This is a genomic window from Secundilactobacillus paracollinoides DSM 15502 = JCM 11969, from assembly GCF_001311135.1.
GTDB classification, from domain to species: domain Bacteria; phylum Bacillota; class Bacilli; order Lactobacillales; family Lactobacillaceae; genus Secundilactobacillus; species Secundilactobacillus paracollinoides.
In genome coordinates this window covers 58,981-84,925 of record NZ_BBAG01000001.1, presented here as the reverse complement: position 1 = coordinate 84,925, position 25,945 = coordinate 58,981, and the positions used below count along the sequence as shown (strand labels likewise).

Below are 25,945 nucleotides of genomic sequence, written 5' to 3'. Positions count from 1 at the left end.
TTGATTACTTTTGTAATAATGCGTGGTACGTCTTCTTGATAGTGTTTGACTTCATCATTGAAGTCCCACGCAATTGACGACGTTGCTTCTTGGTCTTACCGTGGAAACGGTGACTGGTGTAAGCATTGGCGCTCTTAATACCACCCTTGGCAGATACCTTGAAACGCTTGGCACTAGCACGGTTTGTCTTCATCTTTGGCATAACGTAAATCCTCCTAATTTCTTACAACTATTTGTCTACTTTTGGTGTCAGCATCAAGAACATGCTTCGGCCATCCATCTTCGGACGCTGTTCAACAGTAGCGACTTCGCTAGTTGCTGCAGCCATCCGGTTTAACACGTCGCGACCAATTTCCTTATGGGTAATGGCACGACCCTTAAATCGAATTGAGACCCGAACTTTTTCACCCTTGCTTAAGAACTTCATTGCGTTCTTCAGCTTCGTGTTAAAGTCGTTGTCATCAATTGACGGACTCAAGCGAACTTCTTTAATGCTAACGACCTTTTGCTTCTTACGAGCTTCGCGTTGCTTCTTTTGCATCTCAAACCGGTACTTCCCGTAGTCCATGATTCGGGCTACTGGCGGTTTTGCCTTTGGGGCAACCAGGACAAGATCCAATTCAGCATCGTCAGCCAACTGAAGCGCATCACGCTTACTCTTGATACCCAATTGATCACCGTTTGCAGCAATCAAGCGAACTTCACGAGCATGGATTCCTTCGTTAACCATCATATCGTTTGCTATGGTCATTCACCTCCGAGTGAGTTTAAAAACAATCAACATAAGTCTGCATAAACAAAACGGGTACTGTCTCACAGCAGCACCCGTTAAAGTTCCCGAACTGCTTAACTGCAGTCAGGTTATTTACGTATCAGCCAGGCAACGTGAGTCACGAGGCGAGAAGCGGGTGCTTCTACTTACATTTATCAACCAAGCTAGAATACCATGTATCCGGTTTAGTGTCAACTGGTCTTACTTAAAAGCTCACGAATACAAATTATAGCGCAGGGGCGACTATCTGTCGACCCCCTTTTTCACAATTATTTGTCAGCGCGGCTGTAGTTTTCAATGTCACCCAGTACTTCTGACAGGAAGGCATCAGCACTCATGCTGTTAGAATCCTGTTCGCCGTACTTCCGAACACTGACTTCATTGTTGGCCTTTTCTTGGTCACCGACAACCAACGTGTATGGAATCTTGTGCGTCTGTGCGTCACGAATCAGATAGTTCATCTTTTCGCCACGGTGATCAACGTCGACCCGAACGTCGGCAGCAGCGAACTTCTTACGTAACGATTCAGCGTAGTCGCCATGCTTGTCATCACTAACAGGAATGATCGTGACTTGCTTAGGGGCTAACCAAGTTGGGAAGGCACCCTTGTAGATTTCAGTCAGGTAAGCGATGAAGCGTTCCATCGTCCCAACGATCCCACGGTGAATCATGACTGGCCGGTGCTTTTCACCATCAGCGCCAATGTAGCTCAGGTCGAACTGTTCTGGCAGCATGAAGTCCAATTGAATCGTTGACATGGTTTCGTCGTTGCCCAAAGCAGTCTTCGTTTGGATATCCAACTTAGGACCGTAGAAAGCAGCTTCCCCTTCAGCCTCGTAGTAGTCAAGACCAAGGTCATCCATGGCACCCTTCAACATCGATTGACTGCGGTTCCACATCTCGTCATCATCGAAGTACTTCGCCGTGTTGGCTGGATCCCGGTATGATAAACGGAAGGTGTAGTCGGTGATGTTAAAGTCGTTGTAAACGTCCATGATCAACGTCAGGATCTTCTTAAATTCATCTTGAACTTGGTCCAACGTAACAAAGGTGTGGCCATCGTTCAAGGTCATTTCACGAACCCGTTGCAACCCACTCAACGCACCTGATTTTTCGTAACGGTGCATCATCCCAAGTTCAGCGATCCGCAGTGGCAATTCACGGTATGACCGGATGTGGTGGTTGTAAATTTGGATATGTGACGGACAGTTCATTGGCCGTAATTCAAGCATTTCGCCATCGCCCATGTCCATTGGTGGGAACATGTCATCACGGTAATGTGCCCAGTGACCGGAAGTCTTATACAGGTCCAGGTTAGCTAACACTGGGGTGTAAACGTGCTTGTAGTCATCAGCAACTTCCTTATCGATGATGTAACGTTCGATTGTCCGACGAATGGTGGCACCATTTGGCATCCAGTATGGCAAACCGGCACCGGCCTTTGGATCAACGAAGAACAAGTCAAGATCATTCCCGATCACCCGGTGATCGCGTTCACGTGCTTCCTGACGCGCTTTAAGGTCAGCGTCCAGGTCAGCCTGCTTGTAAAAGGCTGTCCCGTAGATTCGTTGCAGCATGTCGTTTGAGGACTTGCCTTCAAAGTACGCACCGGCAACTGACAAAAGCCGGAAGAACTTCACGTCGCCCGCATTTTCAAAGGCAACCCCGTTGTTCAAAACGTCAACGCCATCCACGTTGTAAAAATCAAAACTGTCGTCCTCTGAATCTTCAACCAATTGGGCTTCAAATTTAGTGCCGGCTAACTTCTTCAATGCTTCAGCTTTGCTGACGGATTCATGCTTTAAGTCAACCTTCTTGTCAACGAAGGATTGAATCTTGGTGCTGATTGCTTCCAAATCATCAGCACTGACTTGACCATCGTCCTTATCAGTATCGATGTACAACCCTTCCTCGTCGCCGCTGTCTTCACCAAAGCGAATATCTGAGAAAATTTCTTTCAAAGATACTTTAGCAAGCAAAGCAACTGTTGACCGTAAAACTGCCAACCCATCTTCGCTGTCCTTAGTGACGATCTCAATCTTGCCATCGTGGTTGATTGGGGCGTTCAAGTTGATCAATTTGCCGTCTAACTTACCGGCAACAGCCTTCTTTGCTAAACTAATTGCGATCGATTGGGCAACATCTTTTGCTGAGGCACCTGCCTCAAACTGACGCTTGCTGCCATCTGGAAATTCTAATGAAATTTCTGACATGTTTATCTTCTCCTTTAAAATAACCTACTTAAATGTGCTGCGGTGCTGGTGGATAAAAAATCCCGGTGTCTGCAATATTGCAAACACCGGGACGTTAGTTAACGCGGTTCCACCCGAATTCATCAGGAAATTGGTGCACCAATCGCCTGACCTCATAAGGGGTAACGGACCCGCCGGCACGGTATTATCCACCGCACATACAGAAAGTGGTAGCTTGTGATTCCTGACGAAACGCCTTACAGAAGATGTCGTTTCTCTCTTGGACAGGGCAAACAAGTCATGTCTTTCAAACATTTAAAGTCTTAATTTATGATTACGCCTTTTATTAAACCACGGTGAATTTCGTTCGTCAAGGTTAATTTGGTCGCCGATTGGTACCAATCATTTCGATCTCCTTGGCCAAAAAACGGAACCGTTGCATCAGTCGTTTCGCTTTTAACGGCTCCACGTCGCCCTTCTGCGTGACCTGTAAGTGTTCTTTTTCCAATTGATCCATCGAAAAGTTGGATGAGAAAAAAGTGGTCAGTTCAGACTGCATCCGGTATTCCAAAATAACACCGAGCACCTCATCACGAACCCAGGCAGACATGGCATCCGCACCAATGTCATCAATCATCAAAACGGGCGCTTTCTTAATGGCGTCCAATTTTTCAGCAACCTGGTTGTTGCCGATCGCATTTTTCATTTCAACTGCAAAACTGGGAAAGTGCACCAACGTCGTCTTAAAACCCTTTTCAGCTAATTGGTTGGCAATGGCCCCCAGTAAATAGGTCTTCCCAACACCAAAACTGCCATAGAGATACAATCCCTGATGATAGTCCTTCGGTGCTGCTTCGTAGGCGTCAGTAAAATCAAGCGCCGCCATCAGCGCCGGCACCCGATCCTTATCAGATGCATCAAAATGGTCGAAAGATGCCTTACGAATCAGCTTGGGCATCAGCACGGAATTGACCCGTCGATGCAGTGACTGCTGTTTTTGTTTGGCAACCTGTGCCTCTGTCGGCAGGTAGGCAACGTCGATCAAATGATTGTTCATGATCAGCTTCGGCTCATACCCGGGCGCAAACGTCTGCTGACCCGCGGCAAGGCGGTCTCTTTCCGTGACGTACTCGTACAGTTTTGCCGACGAGCGGTCGATCTGCTGCGCATCAAGTTCACCATCATTTTCTTTGATAAACGCCTGAACATCAGCATCTTGATAGACTTTTTGCATCAGTTGCTGGTAGTTATGATTCAGTTGATGTTGATCCATGTAGTGTTGCATGGCGTCACTAATATTATCCATTCTAGGCGTCACCTCCTTCACGATTTTGGCGTTCTGATTTTAATTTTTTCAACCGGTCAATGGCCCGTTGTTGCTGGGCGTCTGAAACTGACTTATCGGTGGCCTTCTTATCCGGCTGGTAGTCCGACTTTGCCCAGTCAGGCAAGGTTTCCTTAACGGTGCCTTGCTGCCGGCGATTACCCTTGCGACCTGGTTGTGGATTATCCCGTTCCTTTTGGTAACGATGGATTTCTTTGAGTGCATCCTCGGGCGTTTTAACGCTAGCCTGAGCCCAACTATTGGCAATCGTATCGGTTAACCGCTGGGTCAGCGTGGACTGTTTCATATTCATAAGCAGATAAAAGATCAGCACGTTGACCACAGCGTTAGGAAAGACCTGTTTATTGAGTAAGCCTTCAACAATGCGCTGCTCGCCACCAGTTACATAACCGCCCTTTTCCTCGTGCATTTTCGTCAAAAAGGCCATGGGCGACACCTGGTTTGCCACTGTGATCAGTGCCTGTTCCTGCGGCGTGTGCTTGGTCGTCGACTGTTTTTGAGGCTCACTAGCCGCAGCCGTTTTCGTCTGTGCTGTCGTGCCAGTTGTCACTGGCGTCGCATTTCGTTGTTCTGACGCAATCATCGCTTGCAGCTGGCGGGCATTTAACGCGTTCGTCGCTAGATTGGTTGCCCGATTAATATAGTCCGCCATTTCAGGCTCCGTCAGGCCATACATCAGGTGCTCATTTAAAATGAGTTCCCGGTTGGCCTTAATATCCTCAAGGTTGACGTACGACCGCTTTAAAATATCGATCAGCAGATCAAAATCAAAGCGCGAACTTGCCGTCTGCTTTGGCCAGTTCGTCACATCGTCACTGCCCTTAAAGGCCGCTTTTGTTTCCGAGATCAACGCTGGCGGGGTGGCAATCAACCGGTCGTTCACTTGAAAGACGTCTAAAAATTGTCGCGAGATATTCTGCCAACCATCATGGGTCGCTTGAGGGCGCACAAAGTGGTCACGTAACCGCTTGAACTGTTTTTCACCCACCACGTCAAGCAAAAGCACGCTTAACAGATCATCCCAAAAAATGTCCCGGCAGAAACAGGCTGCTGGAGTTCGTAGATCAATTCCGGCAGCTTGTCTGACTGGTTCCGATAGGTTTGAATCAATTCCAGGGCTTCAAGCCGCTGGCGGCAGTGTTCTAGCTCGCTCACACTGATGTTTAACAGGTCGAGTAATTCACTGTGTTTGAGCTGCACCTGAGTGCCGTGGGTCAATTCAAGCTGACGCCACAAAACGAGCAGCAACCCGTATCCAGCCACACCAATCAGCGGTTGATACAGGTCATCTAACACGTCGCGCTGATCCACAGTTAACCTGCCAGTTGCCATTATGGCAACCGTCGTTTTGGGGGTCAGAGAGGTGGTGTTATCCAGTGTCATCCGAAACGCCCCCATTCATTATTTTTGATCAGACTTGTCTGGTTTATCTTTATCTTTTTGCATGACGTCTTCGAGTTCCTTTAAGAAGACGCTCATGTCCTTAAACTGGCGGTAGACGCTGGCAAATCGGATGTAGGAAATCTCATCCACATCGGCCAGCCGTTTCATAACGTATTCACCAATCAGTTGACTCGAAACTTCATTTTCGCCCAGTGAGCGAATCTCATTTTCAACTTCGTCAACGATCTTCGTCATGACGTCCATTCCCACCGGTCGCTTTTCAGCCGAGCGAATGATACCGCGCAGGATCTTTTCACGATTAAATTCTTCTCTGGTCCCGTTCTTTTTGATCACCAGTAACGGTGTCACTTCGATCCGTTCAAAGGTCGTAAAACGAAAACCGCAATTTTCGCATTCCCGTCGTCGCCGAATCACCCGGCCTTCATCGGTCGGCCGACTATCAACAACGCGGGATCCATTATGATGGCAATGCGGACAGTGCATGGTCTCACCTCGTTTTCAACCATCTGGTCATTAATCGACCAAATGCAGTTTATTAAGCCATTCTACCACTTGGGCTTTCGTTTTATCAATAGAGCCGCCATTATCAACGACAATATCGGCCACGTTGATTTTTTCAGCCAACGGCAGCTGACTGTTGATCCGGCTGCGCGCATCGGCCTCAGACATGTTATCTCGTGCCATTAACCGCTGCAATTGGGCAGCCGTATCCAGCGCAACGACCATGATCACATCAACGTCATAGGCGTAGTCACCCTCAAACAACGTCGGCGCATCGAACACCACTAACGGCGTGTGTTTGCGGCGGTAAGCGGCCACCTGTTTTTTCACGGCCTTGTGGATGGCCGGACTCGTGATGGCATTTAGCTTATCCAGTTCATCTTCATCGTTAAACACGCGTTGGCCCAGCCGGTGGCGATCAAGCGTCCCGTCTGGTTGAATCATTGCCGTGCCAAACGTCGCTGCAATCTGGCTTAAAGCGAGTGAATCAGGTTCGACCACTTCACGCGCAACTTGGTCAGCGTCAATGACTGGGATGTCCCGGTCATGAAACACGGTCGCAACCGAAGATTTACCAGTGGCGATTCCGCCCGTCAGACCAAGCACGACTGTCTGGCTGGGCTTCTTCTTGAGCACCTGACACCGGGGACAATAGTGCGTCCCGCGCTGGGCCACTTTTGTCTTTTGTAATTCAGCGCCACACCGAACACAGGGTTCGCCTTCACGGCCATAAACGTTCAGCTGATTCTGGAATTCGCCAGCGTTACCAAAGGCAGTGGAAAACGAATGCACCGTTGTCCCGTGACCATCAATGGCCTTGGACAGTTCCTTTAAAATGTTTTCACGCAGAAACCGGATCTGAAAATCCGTCAACGTATTGGCGGGTTGCTCAGGGTTGATCCGCGTCATCCAAAGCGTTTCGTCAACGTAGATGTTCCCCAGACCAGCAATGTTGCTTTGATCCAGCAAGAATGGTTTGATCACCTTTTTACTCTTGTTAAAAATCTGTTTCATGTAGTCAAATGTCAGGGTGTCAGGTGTTGGCTCCGGCCCAATCGTTTTCAAACCGGCAACTTGAAGTTCGGCACCGTTTTTGACTAGGTTCATCCGCCCAAATTTCCGCGTATCGGTATACCGAAGCTCGCGACCATCCGTCAGGTGGAAAACAACGTGGGTGTGTTTGGTCAGCGGCGCCCCCTCAGGCTGGACGTCATATTTGCCTTCCATCCGCAGATGAGACACCATGGTCATTCCATTATCAAACCGAAAGAGTAGGTACTTGCCCCGGCGGTCGATCTGGTCAATGGTGACACCGGCCAATTGTTGTTTAAATTCAGCAGGCGCCGGACTCACCATTTTTTCGTAAATCACGTCAACGTGGTCAATAGTCGCCCCGCCAACGAGTCGCGTGAGGCCGCGGCGGACCGTTTCAACTTCTGGTAACTCAGGCATACTGTCCCTCCTTACACCTACTTGGCGTCATACCAAGTGTTCCCGTAGTGGGATTCAACCTTTAATGGAATTTCCAATTTCACAGCTGAGTCCATCACCTTTGGGACTAATTTTTCAAGCGTTGGGATCTCTTCAGCCGGGGCCTCAAAGATCAGTTCATCATGCACCTGCAGCAACATCGTGGCCTGGAGGTCCGCCTTTTTCAGTGCATCCTCCATGTTGATCATCGCAATCTTAATAATGTCCGCAGCACTCCCTTGAATGGGCGTGTTCATAGCCGTCCGCTCAGCAAACGAGCGTTGGGCAAAGTTGCGGGCATTGATGTCTGGCAAGTAGCGGCGACGATGGCTAATGGTTTCAACGTAGCCTTGGTCCTTCGCCGTTTGGACAATGTCATCCATATATTTCTTAACGCCAGGATACTCTTCGAAGTACGTTTCAATAAAGTCATGCGCTTGCTTCCGCGAAATGCCAATGTTTTGTGACAGGCCATAGTCACTGATACCGTAAACGATTCCGAAGTTAACCGCTTTAGCTTGACGCCGCATGTTCGGGGACACTTCCTCGTCTGGCAGCAGACGGAAGATTCGCCGTGCGGTGCTGGCATGAATGTCTTCATCATCGATAAAGGCTGCCTGCAAGTTCTTATCATGCGTCATATGCGCAAGTACCCGCAGTTCAATTTGCGAGTAATCAGACGAAAAGATCTGCCAGCCATCGTGACTCGGCACAAAGGCTTGTCGAATCCGCCGGCCCTCCTCTGTTCGAATGGGAATATTTTGCAGGTTAGGATCGACCGAAGACAGGCGCCCAGTCTGCGTCAACGTTTGCTGGTAACGCGTGTGCGCCTTTTGATCTGTTGAATGGACCACCTTCAGCAAGCCCTCGATGTAAGTCGATTGAATCTTTGCGATCTGACGATACTTTAAGATGTTTTCAACGATCGGTGCCTCACCCGCTAATTTTTCAAGGACGTCAACCGAGGTTGAATACCCCGTCTTCGTTTTCTTGATTGGGGTCAGACCCATCGTTTCAAATAAAATATGACCCAACTGTTTTGGTGAGCCAATGTTAAATTCTTCGCCAGCCTCTTGATAGATCGTCTGTTGAATTTGCGCCAACTGTTCCGTGAACTGGCTGCCCATTTCACTGAGTTTATCGGTGTCCACTTTGATCCCAGCGATTTCCATATGGCTAAAACATAGGCCATTGGTAATTCTAAATCACGGTAAAGAGACATCTGTTCATTTTGTGTCAGTTTATCAAAAAGCGGTTGTGCCAGCTGCTCAATCGCAATCGCTTTGCGGGTCAGATGCTCAAAAAAGATCTGGTCATCATCAGGAATGGCCCGCTTTGCGCCCTTGCCGTACACCTCGTCATCTGTTTGGATCTCGTGGTACTGGTGTTGAAACGCCAGCTTACCAAGGTCGTTACTGTTTTCATTCGTATCAAGCAAATAGGACGCCAATAATAGGTCAAAATCCACATTTTGCAGATGGATGCCAAGACGGTTCAACCCAACGTAGGTCCGCTTGACATCAAACACATTTTTCGTGAGCGTTTCACTAGTCAGTAGTGACTTAACGGCGTCTTCTTGCAGCAACTCAACGTCACGACTGACAAACCACTTCGCCCCACTGCCAATCACAAAACCGGCAAAGTCAGACGTGTGATAGTTTGCTTCCGGCATCTCCAGATAAAATGACACTGGGTCGTTTAAGGTCTTCAATTCAGCCAAGTTGTCTTGAGTGAGCACGGTAAACGACACCGGCTTTAACCCCAACACATCCTCACCGTCGCCATCGGTATTTAATTTACTCAAGAAAGATTGGAAATTCATTTTTTGATAAAATGCAACCAACGCATCGGTATCATCACCGGTATACGCTAAGTCGTCCAACCCAATGGCTAACGGTGCATCACGCCGAATCGTCGCCAGGTCGCGTGACAAAAAGGCCGAATCCTTATCTTCAAGCAAATGTTCCTTGAGTTTTTTAGCCGTAATATCATCAATATTGTCGTAAACACCATCGATGGTGCCATATTTTTGAATCAGATTTTCAGCCGTTTTAGGACCAACACCGGCAACCCCGGGATAATTATCCGACGTATCACCGCGCAGTCCCTTGATCTCAATAATTTGATCGGGCGTCACGCCTAATTTCTCCTGCACGTGAGCGGATGTGTAGTATTCGACTTCACTAACGCCTTTAACGGTCACAGCCACGCTTGTCTTATCAGAAGTTAATTGCGTGAGATCCCGATCTCCAGTGATGATCACTGTTTCATAATCAGCCGCATCCGCTTCCTTAGCCAGCGTGCCGATAATGTCATCGGTTCATAGTCCTTTAAATCGTACGACTTCAGTCCCCGTGCCGTCAGCAGATGACGAATTTCCGGCATCTGCTCTGTTAACTCGGCTGGCGTTTTTGCCCGGCCGCCCTTGTAGTCTGTATATTTCTTTGTTCGAAACGTTGTCTTACCAGCATCAAACGCCACCAGGGCATCAGTTGGCTGAACGTCTTTTAACATGTGATCCAGCATGGTGTTGAAGCCATAAATGGCATTAGTGTGCAAGCCATCGGGATTCGTGAACCGGTTCAACGAATTATAGAGCGCGTAAAAGGCTCGAAAGGCCACGCTGTTCCCATCAATTAACAACAATTTTTTAGATTCTGTCATGCGCTTCTCCTTGCTGTATCTTCTATATGTCCACTGTATAGTTTACCAAAGTTTGACGCAAATAAAAATATTAAGCGCGTGTCGTAAAAGTCTTTTCTATTGCTAAGTGAGCCGAATAAAACAAAATTGCCGCTTCGTTGCTCCGTTCGGCTTTGCAGGCTGTGGTGTCGTCATCAGTTAGCGACCCTACTTTGGTCGGTTACTGATGTGCGAGACGACTGAGATTCACTCGAGAGCCACTACACGACCTGCCAAATTGCGGAATGCAACGAACTATCACCTAACCGTGGAAAGACGTATTCAACAATAATGAAAGAATGGCCGTCAATCGGTTAAAAATTGACTTCGACACATAAAAAAGCCAGGAAATCAATGACTTCCCAGCTTTATTGAAACTTTCATTCAATTAGATGATTAATCCCGACTACTGCCAGCGCCACCGAAGATTTGAATCAAGAAGATAAACAGGTTGACGAAATCTAGGTAGAGCTGCATGGCACCAATCACGGCTAACCCGCTTGTGACATTACCGCTGCCGTCACTCTTCAGGTACAGTGTTTTCATCTTTTGACTGTCAGATGCGGTCAAGGCAGTGAAGATGATGACCCCGACAAACGAGAACACGTAAGCAATGATGGCACTGTGCAAGAACATGTTAATGACCAAGGCAACCAGCAATGCAATTAGAGCGGCTGTTGCTTGCGCGCCGACTCTGGTTAAATCACGCTTCGTGACTGTCCCATACAACGCCATCACGATGAAGACGACTGCGCTTGAGACAAACGCTGAAACGATGGTGGTGCCAGAATAGACCAACGAGTAGACCGAGAAGATTCCACCCGTAATCAGCGCATAAACCATCAAGAGTACGAAACTCACTGTTGGCCGTTTAAAGGCCTGACCATTAACTAAGAATGGAAAGATAAACCAAACGATGAGACCGATCCACATCCCGCTTCCGGTCATGGTCGATAATAACGCCTGGTTAGTGCTGACAAAATAGGCCGACACTGCTGATAACAGCACCGCAAGTGCCATCCAGCCATACATTTTGGTTAAGAAAGTGTTTAACCCGACGTCGGCGTTAACCACGCGACGCGGTTGTTCATCAAATTGTTGATTGTTCATTCAATTCCCTCCAATTTATGAAACGTCTGTCTTGTTAATTGTTGACCATTGTATCAATCCCAGTAAAAAAAGCAATTATTCCTATTTAAAACAAGTGACTTTAGACATTATTTAAGAAATTAATCACTTATTAACCACATTTGGGACACTTGTCTAAGACTGTATGACATAAGTAAGCACAAAAGAAGTCTCACCCCAGCATGACGTATCATTTTGGGAGGCGGCTTCTTTTATTTTCGACTGTCCACGCACTAAATGTAGCGGTGGCCAGCTAGTTATCTTTAAGTGATAAATGACTCAAGAGTTCCTCATAGGCGCGTTCGTACTTTTGAACATCGCCGGCACCCATGAAGACAACAACGGCATCGTGGTAGTCCAGCAACGGTGACATGTTATCCAATTTGAGGATCTCGCCACCCTTGGTGATCTTCTTGGCAAGGTCCGCACTTGAAACCTTCCCGTTCGATTCACGCGCAGAACTGAAAATATCTGTCAGATAAACGTGATCCGCGTTGTTTAAGGCGGTCGCAAAATCGTCCATTAACGCGATGACCCGGGTAAAGGTATGCGGCTGAAAGACAGCGATGACCTCTTTATCGGGATATTTTTGCCGGGCAGCATCTAACGTTGCGCGAATTTCAGATGGATGATGCGCATAGTCGTCGATGATGGTCATGTCGGCTAATTGACGTTCCGCAAACCGGCGCTTGACCCCTTTAAAAGTCAGAAGTTCCTTCTTGATCTCATCCAGATCAACGTCTTCAAAGTACGCCACAGCGATCACGGCCAAACTATTCAACACGTTATGCTCGCCAAATAACGGAACGTGGTAGTTCCCCAAAAATTCGTCGTGATAGTACACGTCAAATTGAGACCCCTTTGTTGTCCGCTTAATGTCGCGCGCCTGGAAATCATCCTTATCGCTCGTACCGTAGTAATATACCGGAACGTCAGTCTTCAAACGACGCAGATTTTCATCGTCACCCCAGGCAAAGATACCCTTGGTGACTTGGTTAGCAAACGTTTGGAACGCTGTGAACACGTCATCAATATCTTTGTAGTAATCTGGGTGATCAAAATCAATGTTGGTCATGATGGCATAGTCGGGCTTGGTTGCTAAGAAGTGGCGGCGATATTCGTCGGCTTCATAAACAAAGAACCGGGCGTTAGGCGTGCCCTTCCCTGTCCCGTCACCAATTAAATAACTGGTTGGCGCAATCCCGGATAAGACGTGTGACAGCAGACCCGTTGTACTGGTCTTCCCATGCGCACCGGCAACACCAATACTGGTATAGCCTTCAATTAATTTTCCTAAGAATTCGTGATACCGGTAAACGGGCAAGCCCATTTCCCGTGCTTTTTTAATTTCAGGATGGTCATCAGTGAATGAATTTCCGGCAATCACTGTCAGGCCTTCTTGAATGTTGTCTGCGTTGAATGGATATACTGGGATCTTGGCTTGTTCCAAGCCACGTTGTGTAAACGTGTACTGGGTGATGTCTGAACCAGCCACCTTAAATCCCTTATCATGTAAAATAAGTGCTAATGAGCTCATTCCTGAACCCTTGATGCCAACAAAGTAATACGTTGTCGAGTTGTCCATCAATATCCTCTTTTCGTCACTGCTCTATTAATTTTTTTGCGCGGATAACCCTCGCGCTGGTTTTAGTCACTCATTTATTTTAGCACAGCTCACCTAAAATTCGAGGGGCATTTCGCCTCAGATGTCTTATTTGACGGGAATCTTAATTTTTACCGGCTGGCCGCCACGTCTTTTCAGCAAGCTAGTCAGTGCGTGGTCCCCGCATTTCGGCCAGTTGTTTAGCCGTCAGGAAAACATCACGGGGTTTGGACCCATTTTGCCCGGATATATACTGCTTATTTTCCAGCGTATCGATCATGTTTGCCGCCCGGTTGTAACCGATTGAAAAGACCCGTTGCAACTTGGACGTTGAAACCGTCTGTTCCTGGACAATATAATCCAAAACTTCTGGCATCAGTTCATCCTCGTTTTGTTGACTCTGTTCTTTAGCAAGCAGTCCATCCGGATCAAATTCGTAATGTGGTTTGCCCTGAGTACGGACAAAGTCAGTCACCCGGTCAACCTCGTCATCCACAAACGTCCCCTGCAGTCGAACCGGCTGCGAGGCACCGTTACCAAGGAACAACATGTCCCCTTTTCCAAGGAGCGCTCAGCACCAGACGTATCAATGATCGTGCGTGAGTCCACTTGCGAAGAGACCATGAAGGCGACCCGGGTCGGGATATTATTTTTAATTGTCCCAGTCACGATGTCGACACTTGGTCGTTGCGTTGCAATTAACAAGTGGATGCCGGCTGCCCGAGCTTTTTGTGTGATCCGGACAATGTAATCTTGAACTTCACTTGAAGCCATCATCATCAAATCGGCTAATTCGTCGATCACGATCACAATGTACGGCAACTTAAGACTGTATTCTTCCGTTAATTCAGCCCGCTCATTGTACTGTTCAATATTGCGGACTCCAGCTGCCGCAAGACGATCATACCGATCATCCATCTCATTAACTGCCCACTTCAAGGCAGCCGCTGCGGCCTGCGGATCAGAAATAACGGGCGCTAAAAGATGCGGCAATTTGTCATACGGTGCCAGTTCAACGGCCTTTGGATCGATCAGTAATAACCGCAAGTCTGCTGGTGTCGCTTTATACAGTAACGAAATCAGCAAACTGTTAATGAAGACCGACTTTCCTGATCCGGTTGCCCCAGCAATCAATCCGTGCGGCATCTTCCGCAGATCAGTCACCTGCGGCTTACCAAAGAGGTCAACCCCAAGCGCCACAGTCAACGGTGATTTGCTGTCCTTAAACGCCTTTGATTCAAGCACTTCAGACAGCATCACAGGCCGTGTCTTTGGGTTTGGAATCTCGATCCCAACGGTTGATTTGCCAGGAATGGGTGCTTCGATTCGAATATCTTTAGCAGCAAGCGCCAGCTTCAGATCATCCGTTAGATTCGTAATCTTATTGACTTTAACCCCTAGTGAGAGATGTACCTGGAACTGCGTCACGGTCGGTCCAATCGTCCAATCCACGACGTGCGCGTCCACGTGAAAGGCTGCCAGAGTTTCATCCAGCACTTCCCCCTGGTGTTCGATCCATTCGTCCAACGCACTTTCGTCGGGAATAACGGGCGGTGTCAACAGATCCGGCGACGGGAACTGATACCCGCGTAACGGAACAGTCTCTCCCTGAACGTCCGGCTTATCCTGGAACAGGGCTAGATCTTTCAACTGAGCATTTTCTTCATTGAGAATATCACCTAGTGAATGGCCCAACCGTGTTGTGCTTCGGCTGGCTTTTTAGGCGCCGGCGTGGGCGTGTTAGTTGCCGGTGCACTGGTGGCAACAGGTTTAGGTGCAGATGGGGTCTGTGTCACATGCCCTGCAGCGGGTTCCTCATCTGTCACAATATCAGCACTTGGGATTTCCGCCACAGGGCTGGTATCAAACTGTTGTGCTGCGTCACTGGATTCCTCAACATGGTCTAACAGTTTACGATCCTGCTGAATGTTTGGCTGATCTGGTTGATCCGAAATAAGTGTTGTCGGGTCATCAGTAGACGGATCAGCACGGACATCTATTTCACTCAACTCTGTGTCGTGAGCGGCAAGGGGTGACTCTAGCGTTGTCTGGGCATTGACAGATGACTCAACTTCAGGCTGAGTGGCGGTGCGTGTATCGACATCACCATCAACGTTGCTATCAGCTGCCACCTGCGACTCATCTGATTCCGTCTGCTCATCAGCCTGGTCACTGGCATTGTCTAATCCAGAATCATCCTGGTCACGCTCAGAAACAGCCGCCTCTTGCAAATTTTCAGGCTGGTCGGGCTCAACCGGCGTCTCTGATGGCGCTGACTCGGTAGTCTGGTCGCTTGTGTCGGTCGGTTCGCTTACTAGCAACCCATCATCCGTTGATTCAGAACTTGGAATAGCGTCACTGGTTTGCCCAGCTGAGTGGTCATCTTCGACCGACGCGATGTCAGAAATCGATGGTTGCACTTCAGACGGTTGGACATCAGTGGCGGCTTCTGGCACCGTTTCAGACATTGAAGACACTTCATCAGTTGTATCAGCGTCAGACTGCCAATTATGAATCGAGGGACCGTCTTCCTTCACTGTTGATGGCGATGCTTGCGTCGTCGCCGCGCCCTCATCTAAAACAGTCGTGTTATCGTCAGCAGTGTCAGAAACACCTGATGCCGACGCAGAAACTGCCTCATTTGAGACAAACTGCATGCTTTCCTGTGTTGTGTCACTCGATGGCATTGCATCAGGAATTTCAGTCACATTGGCATCACTTAATAACAGGACGTCACTGTCCTGTTTTTTAAAAAAGCGAGTCACCAATTGCGTAAAATTAACGCGTGGTGAGGCTAGACTTGGGTGATGCAGTTGTCTCGGGACTGCCGTCACACGAAACGGCCGGTCAGTCCGCCAATCGTTCGTCGATGTCATTTTTGCGGATGGCCGAGGGGGTTCAACCTCGTGGCGCATTTCCGCGTCCGTTTCACGAGGCGGCAATTGTGGCCGCGATTCAGCAGCCGGTCGATTCTGACGCGTCTGGGTCTGGCGCACTCGCTGCGTCTGGGCATCCCCCTCACTTGGTAAGTGATACGTCCGTTTGATCGGGGTTGCCTCGGGTGCCGGCGCTGCCGCATTTAATTTTCGATTTTTTCTGGGTAACCGGTACTTTCGGTAGAAAGCCGGTCCATCATAGTGAGTCATTAGGCGTTCATCCATTTCAATTTGCTATGGGCAGTTTTTTAGTTGCAACTAACAATAACCCGTTTTATGGCACAATAAAAGGGAGCGCGTGGCCCCCTTTTTGCGATTAAACTTACTCTATTGGAATAAAGTTTGGGCCTTTTCAAAATCAAAAGGCTGTCCAACTTCATAATCATCAGGTAAGATCAATGCGCCTGGCCGATCGGGTGCGTTAGGAATCCGTAATTCCCGTCCTGATGAAATCATACCATCACTTTCGACCCCGCGCAATTTACCAGGCCAAATAATGAGTCCATCTGGCATCATGGCGCCAACCTCAGCGACGACCACCTTAATGTCGGCTTGCATGTTGGGTGACCCGCTGACGATCTGGACGACTTGCCCATCCTGCACCTCTGTCTGGGTCACCAACAGATGGTTAGAATCTGGATGCTGTTCCGCCGTTTTGACGTATCCCACCACGAATTTCGGTTCATGGTCTGCCTTGAGATCTGGCACAAAATCAGCAGCTGCGAGGGCCTCGTTTAACTGGTCAACTTGAGCATCCGTCAAAAAGACCTGTCCGTTGACGTTCAACTGACCTAAAATCTGGCTGACATTCGCAATATTGTAGCCTAAGGTTTCATTCTTGGCTGGATCATAAATGCGCGTAATTGACTGGTGGGTCTCAACGGCCTGTTCGTCAACGTCTGGCGCAACGTAGACGATGAGGATATCGCCCAACGCTTTTTGATTATAACTAGAAATTAACATGAAGAATCCTTTCACATTCAAATTATGACTGTCTCATTTTTTCAGTGCCCTATTATTATAGCGCACAATTGCGTGATTTCGTACCTAAAACCCGCATTTCCAATTGTGATTTAACACAAAAAAACAACGCCCATTTGAAACGCCCAATGCGCGCCAAACAGTCGTTGTCGTGACGCTTATAGTGCGGTCACAAACGCTTCAACTTGTTCCTTTGTTTTCCGGTCCTTATTCACGAACCGCCCAATTTCTTGACCATGATCATAAGCAATAAAACTTGGGATGCCAAGTACATTCAGGTCAACGCAAAGGTCAATGTTTTCATCACGATCGACCGCTAAGAATGTGTAATCGCTAAATTCTTTTTCAATATCTGGCATTGCGGGCTTAATGAACGCGCAATCTGGGCACCAGCCAGCTGAGAAAAACAGCATGTATTTCCCGTCGCTGACCCGCTTTGTGAGTTCTTCAGTCGTCATCTTTGGTAGTTTTTCCAATCCAATCGCTCCCTTGCTTACTTTTTAATAGCATTAAGTATACCGCAATTTTCGAGTCTTGAATATGATTTACATCTGAAAACCTGCTATGATAGAGACACTTTAAATTTCACGTCAGAGTAATGACAGTTACTTCCCATTCTGACGATTCCGCAACACAATCTATCCGTAACTGGAGGTCATGTTATGACATCGAATTTAAAAACACCAGAACAACTCAGTTTTCTATCCATCCTAAGCGTGATCCTCGGGTTTCTTTTGGGCCACGTTTATGATCGTCAAACCATGATGACCTCAGATGAAATTTTGAACCAGGCCAAGACCGCTTTTCAACGTGAAGCCCCGATTGAAGGCGCCTGGATCAGTACGCATCCAAGTGAACGTCGTCAGTTCGCCATTAAAAATCTGGTCTACTACGGCGGCATCACCCGGCAAGAGGATCACGCGTTGGGACAATATGAATTTATGGCGGACGCAAAAACTGGCAGTGTCCTTAGCGTCAACCGCATTTAATTAACTTGCGACAATGTTAAAAAGACTCATGACCAGACAGTTACCTGTCAGTCATGAGTCTTTTTTGACGCTTAATGAGTTAACGTTGGAAAATGCGCCTTTAATTCGTAGATGGGCCCCTTTGCGCTAAATTTTTGTTCATATTCAGTCTCAACGTTGCCCTCGTTGCCGGCGCTGTTGTGCAGATCCAGCCATACCTCATCAAATGTGAGGCCGTAGTTATTAAAACTGGCCAACGAATATTCGAATAAACCGCGGTTATCCGTTTTAAACTGGATCATGCCGGCAGGTTTCAAAACCTTTTCATAGTGCACCAAAAAATTAGGTGACGTTAACCGCCGTTTGGCATGCCGGGTCTTCGGCCATGGATCCGAAAAGTTCAAGAATAGCGCATCAACTTCGTTTTCAGCAAAGAGTGTATCGACGTTGGCCCCGTCCGTTTCAACCAGTTGGACGTTCGTCAGCCCGCTTTCGACAAGCTGGCGTAACGCTGTCGCAATCACGGATTCTTGAATTTCAATTCCTAAGAAGTTGATTTCTGGATGCTGACGGGCCATTTCGACAATGAAACGCCCCTTACCGATGCCGATCTCAATTTGCAGCGGCTGCTGTTTTTCAAACCGCTCCTGCCAGTGTCCTAGTTGCGTTTCAGGGGCCGTGACGATGAGATCACTATGGTCGTTAATGTACCCTTCTGCCCACGGCTTTTTTCGTACCCGCATGATGATGCCTCCATTTTTTGATGTCATATTAAAACGACGGCACCTTTCAGCGTTCAAGTGAAGCGCTCAAAGGCCCGTCGTTTGGTTACTGTGTTCATTTCAGTCAATTTAAGCAATACCTATTTTAGGCAATTTATGGGTCAGCGTCAACTAACGATTTTTCCGAAGCCTTAGTGGCAGATAGTAGCTGACCATCGCGAGAATTTCCACGATTTCAACGATTGCGGTAATCACTACAACCTCAAGCTGAAAATCACTAATGGCAACAATGACTAGGAATAACACACCCGTCACGATCATCAATGTCCGCAATAGTCTCTTGAAATTAGCGATCCGTTGCGCCGTCTTGATCGGGTAAAGGTGCGTAAAGACGATGTCGTCGAACTGCCAGTAAAAAGGAATCAACTGGAACCCGATCAGATACAGGAATAGTGCCGCCAATAGCACAGGCAGCCAAGTGCCGTGAATAAAATACAGCAGGATCATCCCAATAATGGTCAAGCGCGAATACAGACCGCTGAATTCACCACTGCGCACCATGCCGCGACTGTACAGGTAGAGGTAGGTGTTTGCCGGTTTCGTGGCAACCAAGCGCAGGATACCATCCATGTACTTGCGTCGTTTTGCGACCCCTTTTAACATTGGCACGTTGGTAAACAAATTAAAGAAGCGATAAACGCCCAGCATCCGATTATTTTCCTGACCAATAGCTGACCGCCAATCAAACGCCTGCCGCTGCCACCCCTGACCAAGCAACCGCATAATTCCGTCAGCTGCAAGTGCCAGGATCACGCTAGCCAGTGGTGTGACATAAACACCGATAATCAACACGATTGCTGGAACCAGCCATCGGAACCAAACGGCCTGGTGCAGCCATCGTTGACTGAAGCGGTAATGATTCATTAGAACTGCCGTCAGCCAGGTATCCTTTAAGATCACCTGGGTGACTGCCAGTCCGGCCAAAGCAGCCACTGATAACGGATCGGTTGCTTGAATAAACGGCAGCAGGACAAACAGACCAAAGAGTTGGCAAATTTGTGCCAGCGTTTCACTATATCGTTTCGCAGCAAGAAAGTAGGTGTGCATGGCGTGTTCCTTTGGTAGTAAAAACACCACGTCAGCATCTTCCAATAAAGTCGCTAGTCGGCCGATCTGCAATAACGCAAACATCACCAGAATAATGATGGGTTGTGAACACCAAACATTGGGATGCAACGTTTTTAATAGGTTGGAATAGGCGTACCCCAGGCCACCAATCATGATCAGTAACGCAAAAATGAAGTGGTCGTTAAACACCAGCCGTAAATACTTGAACATTTCTCTTAAATGACTGGCCAATCGTTTGCTAAATAACTTATTCATGTTGGTCCGCCTTCGTCATCGACATGTAGATATCGTCGAGTGATTCACCGGCATCTGGCAGCGCTTGTCGCAGTTCTGCCAGCGTTCCTTCCGTTTTCACTTGGCCATCGTGCAGGAGCACAAATCGGTCACAGTATTTTTGCGCGGTATCAAGCACATGGGTCGACATCAGAATGCTGGCCCCCTTGGCCTTCTGATCGTTGATGAGATCAAGCAGGTCATGAACGGCCAGCGGATCCAATCCTAGAAAGGGTTCATCAATGATAAACAGCGGTGAGTCGGTAATGAACGCACAAACGATCATCACCTTTTGCTTCATCCCCTTTGAAAAATTAGCTGGGAACCAGTCTAATTTGTTGTCCAGTCGGAAGATCTGCAACAGTTTTTCCGCCCGTTTCCAAGCGGCATCCTGGTCAAGATCATACGCCATCATCGTCATCTCAAGATGCTCCTTCAAGGTCAATTCTTGGTAGAGAATCGGCGTTTCAGGAATGTAAGCAATTTGTTTTTTATAGGCTTCGTTATCTTCCGCCAGGGTCACCCCATTGATCTTGATCTGACCCTTAAACGGGGTCAGCAACCCAATGATGTGATTGATCGTCGTTGATTTACCAGCACCGTTCAGCCCAATCAAACCAACGAGCTCGCCATCTTTAATATCAAATGTAACTTCTTTTAAAACTGGAATCTGTGAGTAGCCACCAACAATCTTCGTGACTTGAAGCGTCATGGATATCCCTTCATTTCTGTAGTTTCTTTTTTAGTGTCGTATTTTTTATTATAGCATAGATGTAAGAGTGTGGAACAAGGCGGTTAGAAGGCGGAGTGTAAGTAACTCTGGTCAGAAAAGTCCGGGCCTGACTTTTTTGACCAGAGTTGCTTACACAGGAGCTTCTGCCTTGTGGAACACGTTTCGGCAATGTATAAAGCCAGCGCGGCAGCCATTCACCACGGCTGCCAAAATCAGAAAAGTCCGGGTCTGACTTTTTGGTCAGAGTCCCTTACACGTTAGCCCCGTGCCTGTGAAACACGTTTCGACAATGTATAAAGCGAGCGCTGTAGCCAAAACCACGCGGTGATTTCAGGCTCAAATGCCTGAACCTGGCATTTTTGTCAAAGTCCGATACATGGCCGGTTATCTATAGTAGACGAACACGTTTCGCAAATCTCAAATTAGAGCACATCGCCAACACCACTCGATTCCTGATATCCTGAAACCAAGCCCTAAATAATCCCATTCCCGTCAAGCCACTCCACCCAAATCTAATTTTCCCCTAAATTCCAACATCCACTAACCAGCCATCCCAAACTCTAGTGTATACTAGGAACAGAACAACGCTAAGGAGGAACCGACATGATTCATAATTATGATGATAACTGCATTTTCTGTAAGATTATTAAGGGTGAGATCCCAAGCTACACCGTTTACGAAGACGATGATGTCAAAGCATTCTTAGATATTTCCCAAGGAACTCCAGGCCATACGCTGGTTGTCCCCAAGACCCACGTCAAGGATATCTTTGACTATGATGCCGATCTGGCAGCCACCGTTTTTGCTAAGATTCCGCTGATTGCTCGAGCAGTCAAAGCATCCAACCCTGACATTAAGGGCATGAATATTGTGAATAACAATGGCGAAGTGGCTTACCAATCCGTCTTCCACTCACACATTCACATTGTGCCGCGCTACACCAGTAACGACGACTTTGCTATGATTTTTAAAGACAACTCTAAAAACTATGATGAAGCCGCTTATACTAAAATTCAAGACGCCATTAAGGCGCAATTCTAACTGGGAGGCCGTCATATGAAACGCTTCTTGCTCACCACCCTGCTCACAGCGGGTGGCACGCTTGCCATGCACCTCATTAATAAACGTCAGTCACCGGTGGATTTTGTTTCCGAAACAGTCACCACTGTTAAAACGAAGTACGCTGATTATCAAGATTGGCGAAAAAAGGCATCCGCTGTTTCTGATAAATTAACCCAGTTGAACAGTGCTGTCGCTAAAGCACAACCTGTGATCGACAGTATTCAAGATGACGTGCAGCAGTTTCAGTTTAAGATCCAGCCGCGGTTGGATAAAATAAATGAGACTTTAGATAAGTTTTAGATTTTAGTTAAGTTCCCCTACCCAACTGCTATTATCTCAAGGTTATGTTATAGTTATTGAGAACGCCCCAGCTGGGAGTTAAACAAATTTATAGAAATGGATGTGTTTTCGCAATGAAGAATGGTTCGTCGCACTTGCCACTGTCTTAATGGGTCTGACATTGGCAGCTTGTGGTAGCAAAACGGTTGCCACCACTTCAGGTGGTAAGATCACTGAAAGTGAGTATTACAGCAGCCTGAAGAACACTTCAAGTGGTAAGCAAGTCTTACAACAAATGATTCTTGACAAAGTATTGGAAAAACAATATGGCGACAAGGTCAAGACCTCACAAGTGACTAAGCAATACAACACTTACAAGAAGGAATACGGCTCATCATTCAAGTCTGTCCTTTCTCAAAGTGGGATGACCGCTTCACAATTGAAGCAACAAATTCGAGACAACCTTTTACTTAAGGAAGCTGTGAAGGGCAACGTCACGATCACCAATGCCCAGCTTAAGAAGCAATTCAAGAGCTACGAGCCAAAAGTTACGGTTTCACACATCTTAGTTTCAAAGAAGTCAACTGCTGAAACAGTCATCAAGGACCTCAAGACTGGCGACAGCTTCGCATCCTTGGCTAAGAAGTACTCAACTGATTCAACGACTAAGAACAAGGGTGGTAAGTTAGCTGCCTTTGACAGCACCGATACTTCTCTCGACAGCACCTTTAAGAAGGCTGCTTGGAAGCTGAAGACTGGTGAATACACCACCACACCTGTTAAGACGACTTCAGGTTATGAAGTTATCAAGATGGACAGCAACCCTGGTAAAGGTACTTTGAACGAACACAAGGCAGAACTGAAGAAGCAGATCATCGATGATGATATGAACAACAGCACTGTTTTGAAGAGCGTCGTTTCTAAAGTCCTTAAGAAGGGTAACATTTCCATCAAGGACAGTCAATTACAAAACGTTCTGTCAGACTACTTGACAAGCAGTTCATCAAGTAAATAAATCATCTTAACAGGGTCTACCCTGTTTAACCGCTTCGGTAATTTACCGGAGCGGTTTTTGTTGCGGAATTAATAACGACCATTAGCATACAGAAGTCCTTCACTGTTGGGTGATTCGAAGTAGCGCTTCAATGTCGCTTCGTTCCACCGGTCGGCCCTGCAGGCTAAGGTGGGGTCGCTCCGGAGCTATTGAATGTCTTGGCAGAAATCCAAGGATCTCCTACGTCTCCCGTGTTCGTAAGCGAGGAAAGTACCCTCGCCAACGAACACCGACACCACAGCCTGCAATGCCGACCGGTTCCACTACGCTACAAAACTTCTATTCGTCATCAGAGACGGCAAGACTTCATAAGTGATGCCATGATACCGTTCATTAATCGTTACCAATGAGTAGCATATTGTGATAAGCGTAGCTGTCAATATTCTTACTAGCAGTCGAGGGCGGATTCTCTTCGACCATGGGTTAACATCATTGAGATGCTTAACTAGTGGTTAAATATAGGCTCACTATCAGTGGAATGCAGCAATTTGGCACAGAACTGTGGAGTCGACATCAGTTAGCGACCGTATTTTGGTCGGTTACTGATGTGCGAGTCGATGGAGATCCATTCAGATGGCGCACAGCGACAGCTGAATTAGCGCCATCGCGAGCCACTACTGCTCCGTGCCAAATTGCGGAATGCAACGGACTATCGCCTAACATAAGAATATCAAAAACAATTTGCCACTAAAACCAAAAACGCCTGAGTCAATAAACTCACGCGTTTTTTGCTATTCAATTAAGCATTGTCTTGTGGGTCGTCCTTTTCATTTGGTCGGTAGAATGACCGGCCGTCCATTGCGAATAGGCGTTCACCAAATGACCCTGGACTCGTTTTGTCAAGTGCGTTGGTCATCATCATAATGGAAGCATCGAGTTCATCTAAATCATGAAGAACCTCTGCTTCCAACAATCGTGGCCGGACGGGAGAACCGTATTCCAGTAACCCGTGGTGTGCAAGGATCATGTGCCGAAGCATCACAACATCTTCACTGTCCAAATCAAACTTCAGTGCGTTGCAGGCAGTGACGATCTCGCCGTCCACAATACTGATGTGTCCCAGCAAGTTGCCTTCGACCGTGTACTGTGTCCCAACTGGACCGGACAGTTCAACCACTTTGCCAAGGTCGTGCAGGATGGCGCCCGCGTACAGCAACGGAGCGTTGATAGTCTCATATTGACCGGCCACACTGTGTGCTAACCGGAGAATTGAAACTGTATGGAAAGCAAGGCCGCCCTTAAACGCGTGATGGTTACGCTTGGCCGCCGGATACGTGAAGAATGCTTCGCGATGCTTGGCCAAAAGCCAGCGAACGATACGATTCCAGACTTGGTTGGTGATCTCAAAAACAACTTGGTTGATTTCATCTTCCATATCGGCTGCCTTCATTGGCGCTGAACTCATGAAATCGTCAGGATCATGCGGTTCGTCCGCATTCGCTAACCGAAGTGCGCTGATCCGTACTTGCGGTGTACCCTGATAGTTCTCCCGTTTACCTGTTAGCCGAACAACGCGCCCTGCTTGATAGCGCGTAATGTCGGCCTCACCTGCATCCCAGAATTTACCGGACATTTCACCTGAGGCATCCGTAAACGTAAAATCAAGATACTTCTTACCGTTTTTTGCGACCCGAACCTCAGCACTCTTAATGAGCACCATCAGGTTCATCTGGTCACCCACATCGTAGGTCATTAATTGTTTTTCAGCCAAAATGACGACCCCCTTTTCTTTTATTTTACTGCGACTTGTGCCAAGTTTAAACACTGTTCTGGTGCAACGAGATCGCGGTTATAACGATCCGCTGTAAAGTACAGGATCTGCGTCGTCTGCTGGAGCTGTTTTAACAGCGCGAACGCGTTGGCAGTTCGGTCCCGGTCAAAGTTGACGAAGCTGTCATCAATAATAATCGGCAGTTCAATGTCATCAGCCATCACCTTGGTAAATGCGAACCGCAACGCAACGTAAAGCTGTTCGGCAGTCCCTTGGGACAGTTCACCCACATCATACGTGGTTTGAGCGGTGTCTTCAACTGTGACGGTGGTATCAGTGAAGGTGATCTTGTGAAAACGCTGACCGGTAAGTACCGCAAAGTAGTCCGTTGCAGCGGCCATGATCTGCGGTTGGCGTCCCTGCGACGCGTGAATCAGGGTTTGGTCGATCCACTTGATCAATAATGTCTTTGACAACCAAGTGTCCGTCATTTCAGTGATTTCAGCTTCCAAGGCCGCTTGGCGCTGTAACAGATGCTGATAGGTATCACTGCTGGCCAATTGCTGCATATCGTAGGTCAACTGGCTATGCTGTTTCAACTGGGCCGCCTGGTCGGCACGGGTTTTTGCAAGCTGGCTTGTCAACGTCGCCTTTGCCTTAGTGATAGCTGCCTGGTCTGGATATCGTTTAAACAGGTCTGAATCCACTCTTTCCAACTGGTTCTTGATCAGATCAATGTGCGCACGGTGCTGTTGAAAGGATTGGGACGTTTCATACGCGGCTTGAAAGGCTTCACTGTCCTTCAGATGTCGCGCCGTTAAAAACGTCGTTAACTGTTGAGAAACCCGCTTTGATTGGTTGGTAAGATCTGCGACACGCTGTTCACTATGCTGCTGTTGTTGTAGCGCCAGTTGCTGCTGTTGCGTTTCATCGTGCCGAGCACTCAGGTACTGCTGGATAGCTGCTATCTTTTCGGATTGGCTTCCTGTTAGTTGCAACCA

General features: G+C 47.6%; 22 protein-coding genes and 3 pseudogenes. 4 read left to right on the top strand and 21 right to left on the bottom strand.

The features are described from left to right. Positions 1 to 4 precede the first annotated feature (4 nt). The 16 genes and pseudogenes from rpmI to JCM11969_RS00330 form a co-directional block, all read right to left on the bottom strand. On the bottom strand, positions 5 to 202 hold the full coding sequence (rpmI, locus tag JCM11969_RS00400; RefSeq protein ID WP_054706909.1) for a 50S ribosomal protein L35: 198 nt from the start codon (positions 200 to 202) through the stop codon (positions 5 to 7). 27 nt (positions 203 to 229) lie between these two features. Then, a complete protein-coding gene (gene infC / locus JCM11969_RS00395; RefSeq protein ID WP_156319203.1) occupies positions 230 to 751 on the bottom strand; it encodes a translation initiation factor IF-3 in 522 nt (173 codons plus the stop codon). A 290-nt stretch (positions 752 to 1,041) separates the two neighbouring features. After that, positions 1,042 to 2,985, bottom strand: a complete 1,944-nt coding sequence (gene thrS, locus JCM11969_RS00390; protein WP_054706905.1) for a threonine--tRNA ligase — start codon at positions 2,983 to 2,985, stop codon at positions 1,042 to 1,044. Positions 2,986 to 3,340: 355 nt separating this feature from the next. Continuing rightward, a complete protein-coding gene (gene dnaI / locus JCM11969_RS00385; protein WP_054706901.1) occupies positions 3,341 to 4,270 on the bottom strand; it encodes a primosomal protein DnaI in 930 nt (309 codons plus the stop codon). A gap of 1 nt (position 4,271) precedes the next feature. Further along, a complete protein-coding gene (locus tag JCM11969_RS00380) occupies positions 4,272 to 5,315 on the bottom strand; it encodes a DnaD domain protein (RefSeq protein ID WP_054706898.1) in 1,044 nt (347 codons plus the stop codon). Positions 5,316 to 5,317: 2 nt separating this feature from the next. After that, complete coding sequence (locus JCM11969_RS00375) at positions 5,318 to 5,692, bottom strand: replication initiation and membrane attachment family protein (RefSeq protein ID WP_054706895.1); 375 nt, start codon at positions 5,690 to 5,692, stop codon at positions 5,318 to 5,320. 18 nt (positions 5,693 to 5,710) lie between these two features. After that, positions 5,711 to 6,196 (bottom strand): transcriptional regulator NrdR, encoded by a 486-nt coding sequence (gene nrdR / locus JCM11969_RS00370; protein ID WP_054706892.1) that lies wholly within the window; start codon positions 6,194 to 6,196, stop codon positions 5,711 to 5,713. A 30-nt stretch (positions 6,197 to 6,226) separates the two neighbouring features. After that, a complete protein-coding gene (gene coaE, locus JCM11969_RS18390; RefSeq protein ID WP_225353076.1) occupies positions 6,227 to 6,820 on the bottom strand; it encodes a dephospho-CoA kinase in 594 nt (197 codons plus the stop codon). Between the two features lie 39 nt (positions 6,821 to 6,859). After that, positions 6,860 to 7,666, bottom strand: a pseudogene (gene mutM / locus JCM11969_RS18385) (DNA-formamidopyrimidine glycosylase); the annotation flags it as partial. Between the two features lie 17 nt (positions 7,667 to 7,683). Then, positions 7,684 to 10,348, bottom strand: a pseudogene (polA, locus tag JCM11969_RS00360) (DNA polymerase I). A gap of 414 nt (positions 10,349 to 10,762) precedes the next feature. Then, positions 10,763 to 11,476 carry a Bax inhibitor-1/YccA family protein gene (locus tag JCM11969_RS00355; protein WP_054706890.1) on the bottom strand — a complete coding sequence of 238 codons (714 nt, stop codon included), beginning with the start codon at positions 11,474 to 11,476 and terminating at the stop codon, positions 10,763 to 10,765. Between the two features lie 271 nt (positions 11,477 to 11,747). Next, complete coding sequence (murC, locus tag JCM11969_RS00350) at positions 11,748 to 13,079, bottom strand: UDP-N-acetylmuramate--L-alanine ligase (protein WP_054706887.1); 1,332 nt, start codon at positions 13,077 to 13,079, stop codon at positions 11,748 to 11,750. A 181-nt stretch (positions 13,080 to 13,260) separates the two neighbouring features. Further along, positions 13,261 to 14,684: pseudogene (locus tag JCM11969_RS00345) on the bottom strand (DNA translocase FtsK); the annotation flags it as partial. Between the two features lie 92 nt (positions 14,685 to 14,776). Then, positions 14,777 to 16,243 (bottom strand): midas domain-containing protein, encoded by a 1,467-nt coding sequence (locus JCM11969_RS00340; protein ID WP_054706883.1) that lies wholly within the window; start codon positions 16,241 to 16,243, stop codon positions 14,777 to 14,779. Positions 16,244 to 16,360: 117 nt separating this feature from the next. Further along, a complete protein-coding gene (gene ytpR, locus JCM11969_RS00335; protein ID WP_054706881.1) occupies positions 16,361 to 16,996 on the bottom strand; it encodes a YtpR family tRNA-binding protein in 636 nt (211 codons plus the stop codon). A gap of 176 nt (positions 16,997 to 17,172) precedes the next feature. After that, the gene (locus JCM11969_RS00330) at positions 17,173 to 17,490 is read right to left on the bottom strand and encodes a thioredoxin family protein (RefSeq protein WP_054706877.1); all 318 of its coding nucleotides are present in this window, start codon (positions 17,488 to 17,490) and stop codon (positions 17,173 to 17,175) included. A 186-nt stretch (positions 17,491 to 17,676) separates the two neighbouring features. Between JCM11969_RS00330 and JCM11969_RS00325 the strand changes: the two genes are divergently transcribed. Next, positions 17,677 to 18,003, top strand: a complete 327-nt coding sequence (locus JCM11969_RS00325) for a PepSY domain-containing protein (protein ID WP_054706874.1) — start codon at positions 17,677 to 17,679, stop codon at positions 18,001 to 18,003. Positions 18,004 to 18,074: 71 nt separating this feature from the next. Here the strand turns inward: JCM11969_RS00325 and trmB are convergent, their stop codons facing one another. From trmB to JCM11969_RS00310, 3 genes are all read right to left on the bottom strand, one after another. Further along, positions 18,075 to 18,725: a tRNA (guanosine(46)-N7)-methyltransferase TrmB gene (trmB, locus tag JCM11969_RS00320; protein ID WP_054706870.1), complete on the bottom strand. Its 651-nt coding sequence runs from the start codon at positions 18,723 to 18,725 to the stop codon at positions 18,075 to 18,077. Positions 18,726 to 18,875: 150 nt separating this feature from the next. Beyond that, a complete protein-coding gene (locus JCM11969_RS00315) occupies positions 18,876 to 20,087 on the bottom strand; it encodes an ABC transporter permease (RefSeq protein WP_054706865.1) in 1,212 nt (403 codons plus the stop codon). Then, positions 20,080 to 20,817, bottom strand: a complete 738-nt coding sequence (locus JCM11969_RS00310) for an ABC transporter ATP-binding protein (protein ID WP_054706863.1) — start codon at positions 20,815 to 20,817, stop codon at positions 20,080 to 20,082. The genes JCM11969_RS00315 and JCM11969_RS00310 overlap by 8 nt, the downstream gene beginning before the upstream one ends. A gap of 624 nt (positions 20,818 to 21,441) precedes the next feature. Between JCM11969_RS00310 and JCM11969_RS00305 the strand changes: the two genes are divergently transcribed. The 3 genes from JCM11969_RS00305 (at position 21,442) to JCM11969_RS00295 (ending at position 23,194) form a co-directional block, all read left to right on the top strand. After that, complete coding sequence (locus tag JCM11969_RS00305; RefSeq protein WP_054706860.1) at positions 21,442 to 21,879, top strand: HIT family protein; 438 nt, start codon at positions 21,442 to 21,444, stop codon at positions 21,877 to 21,879. A gap of 15 nt (positions 21,880 to 21,894) precedes the next feature. Then, positions 21,895 to 22,200 carry a hypothetical protein gene (locus tag JCM11969_RS00300; RefSeq protein WP_054706857.1) on the top strand — a complete coding sequence of 102 codons (306 nt, stop codon included), beginning with the start codon at positions 21,895 to 21,897 and terminating at the stop codon, positions 22,198 to 22,200. 100 nt (positions 22,201 to 22,300) lie between these two features. Continuing rightward, the gene (locus JCM11969_RS00295; RefSeq protein WP_054706854.1) at positions 22,301 to 23,194 is read left to right on the top strand and encodes a peptidylprolyl isomerase PrsA; all 894 of its coding nucleotides are present in this window, start codon (positions 22,301 to 22,303) and stop codon (positions 23,192 to 23,194) included. A gap of 778 nt (positions 23,195 to 23,972) precedes the next feature. Here JCM11969_RS00295 and JCM11969_RS00290 read toward each other — a convergent pair. Then, positions 23,973 to 24,926, bottom strand: a complete 954-nt coding sequence (locus JCM11969_RS00290) for a 3'-5' exoribonuclease YhaM family protein (RefSeq protein ID WP_054707308.1) — start codon at positions 24,924 to 24,926, stop codon at positions 23,973 to 23,975. 38 nt (positions 24,927 to 24,964) lie between these two features. Further along, positions 24,965 to 25,942: an ATP-binding protein gene (locus tag JCM11969_RS00285; protein WP_054706851.1), complete on the bottom strand. Its 978-nt coding sequence runs from the start codon at positions 25,940 to 25,942 to the stop codon at positions 24,965 to 24,967. Positions 25,943 to 25,945: the final 3 nt, after the last annotated feature.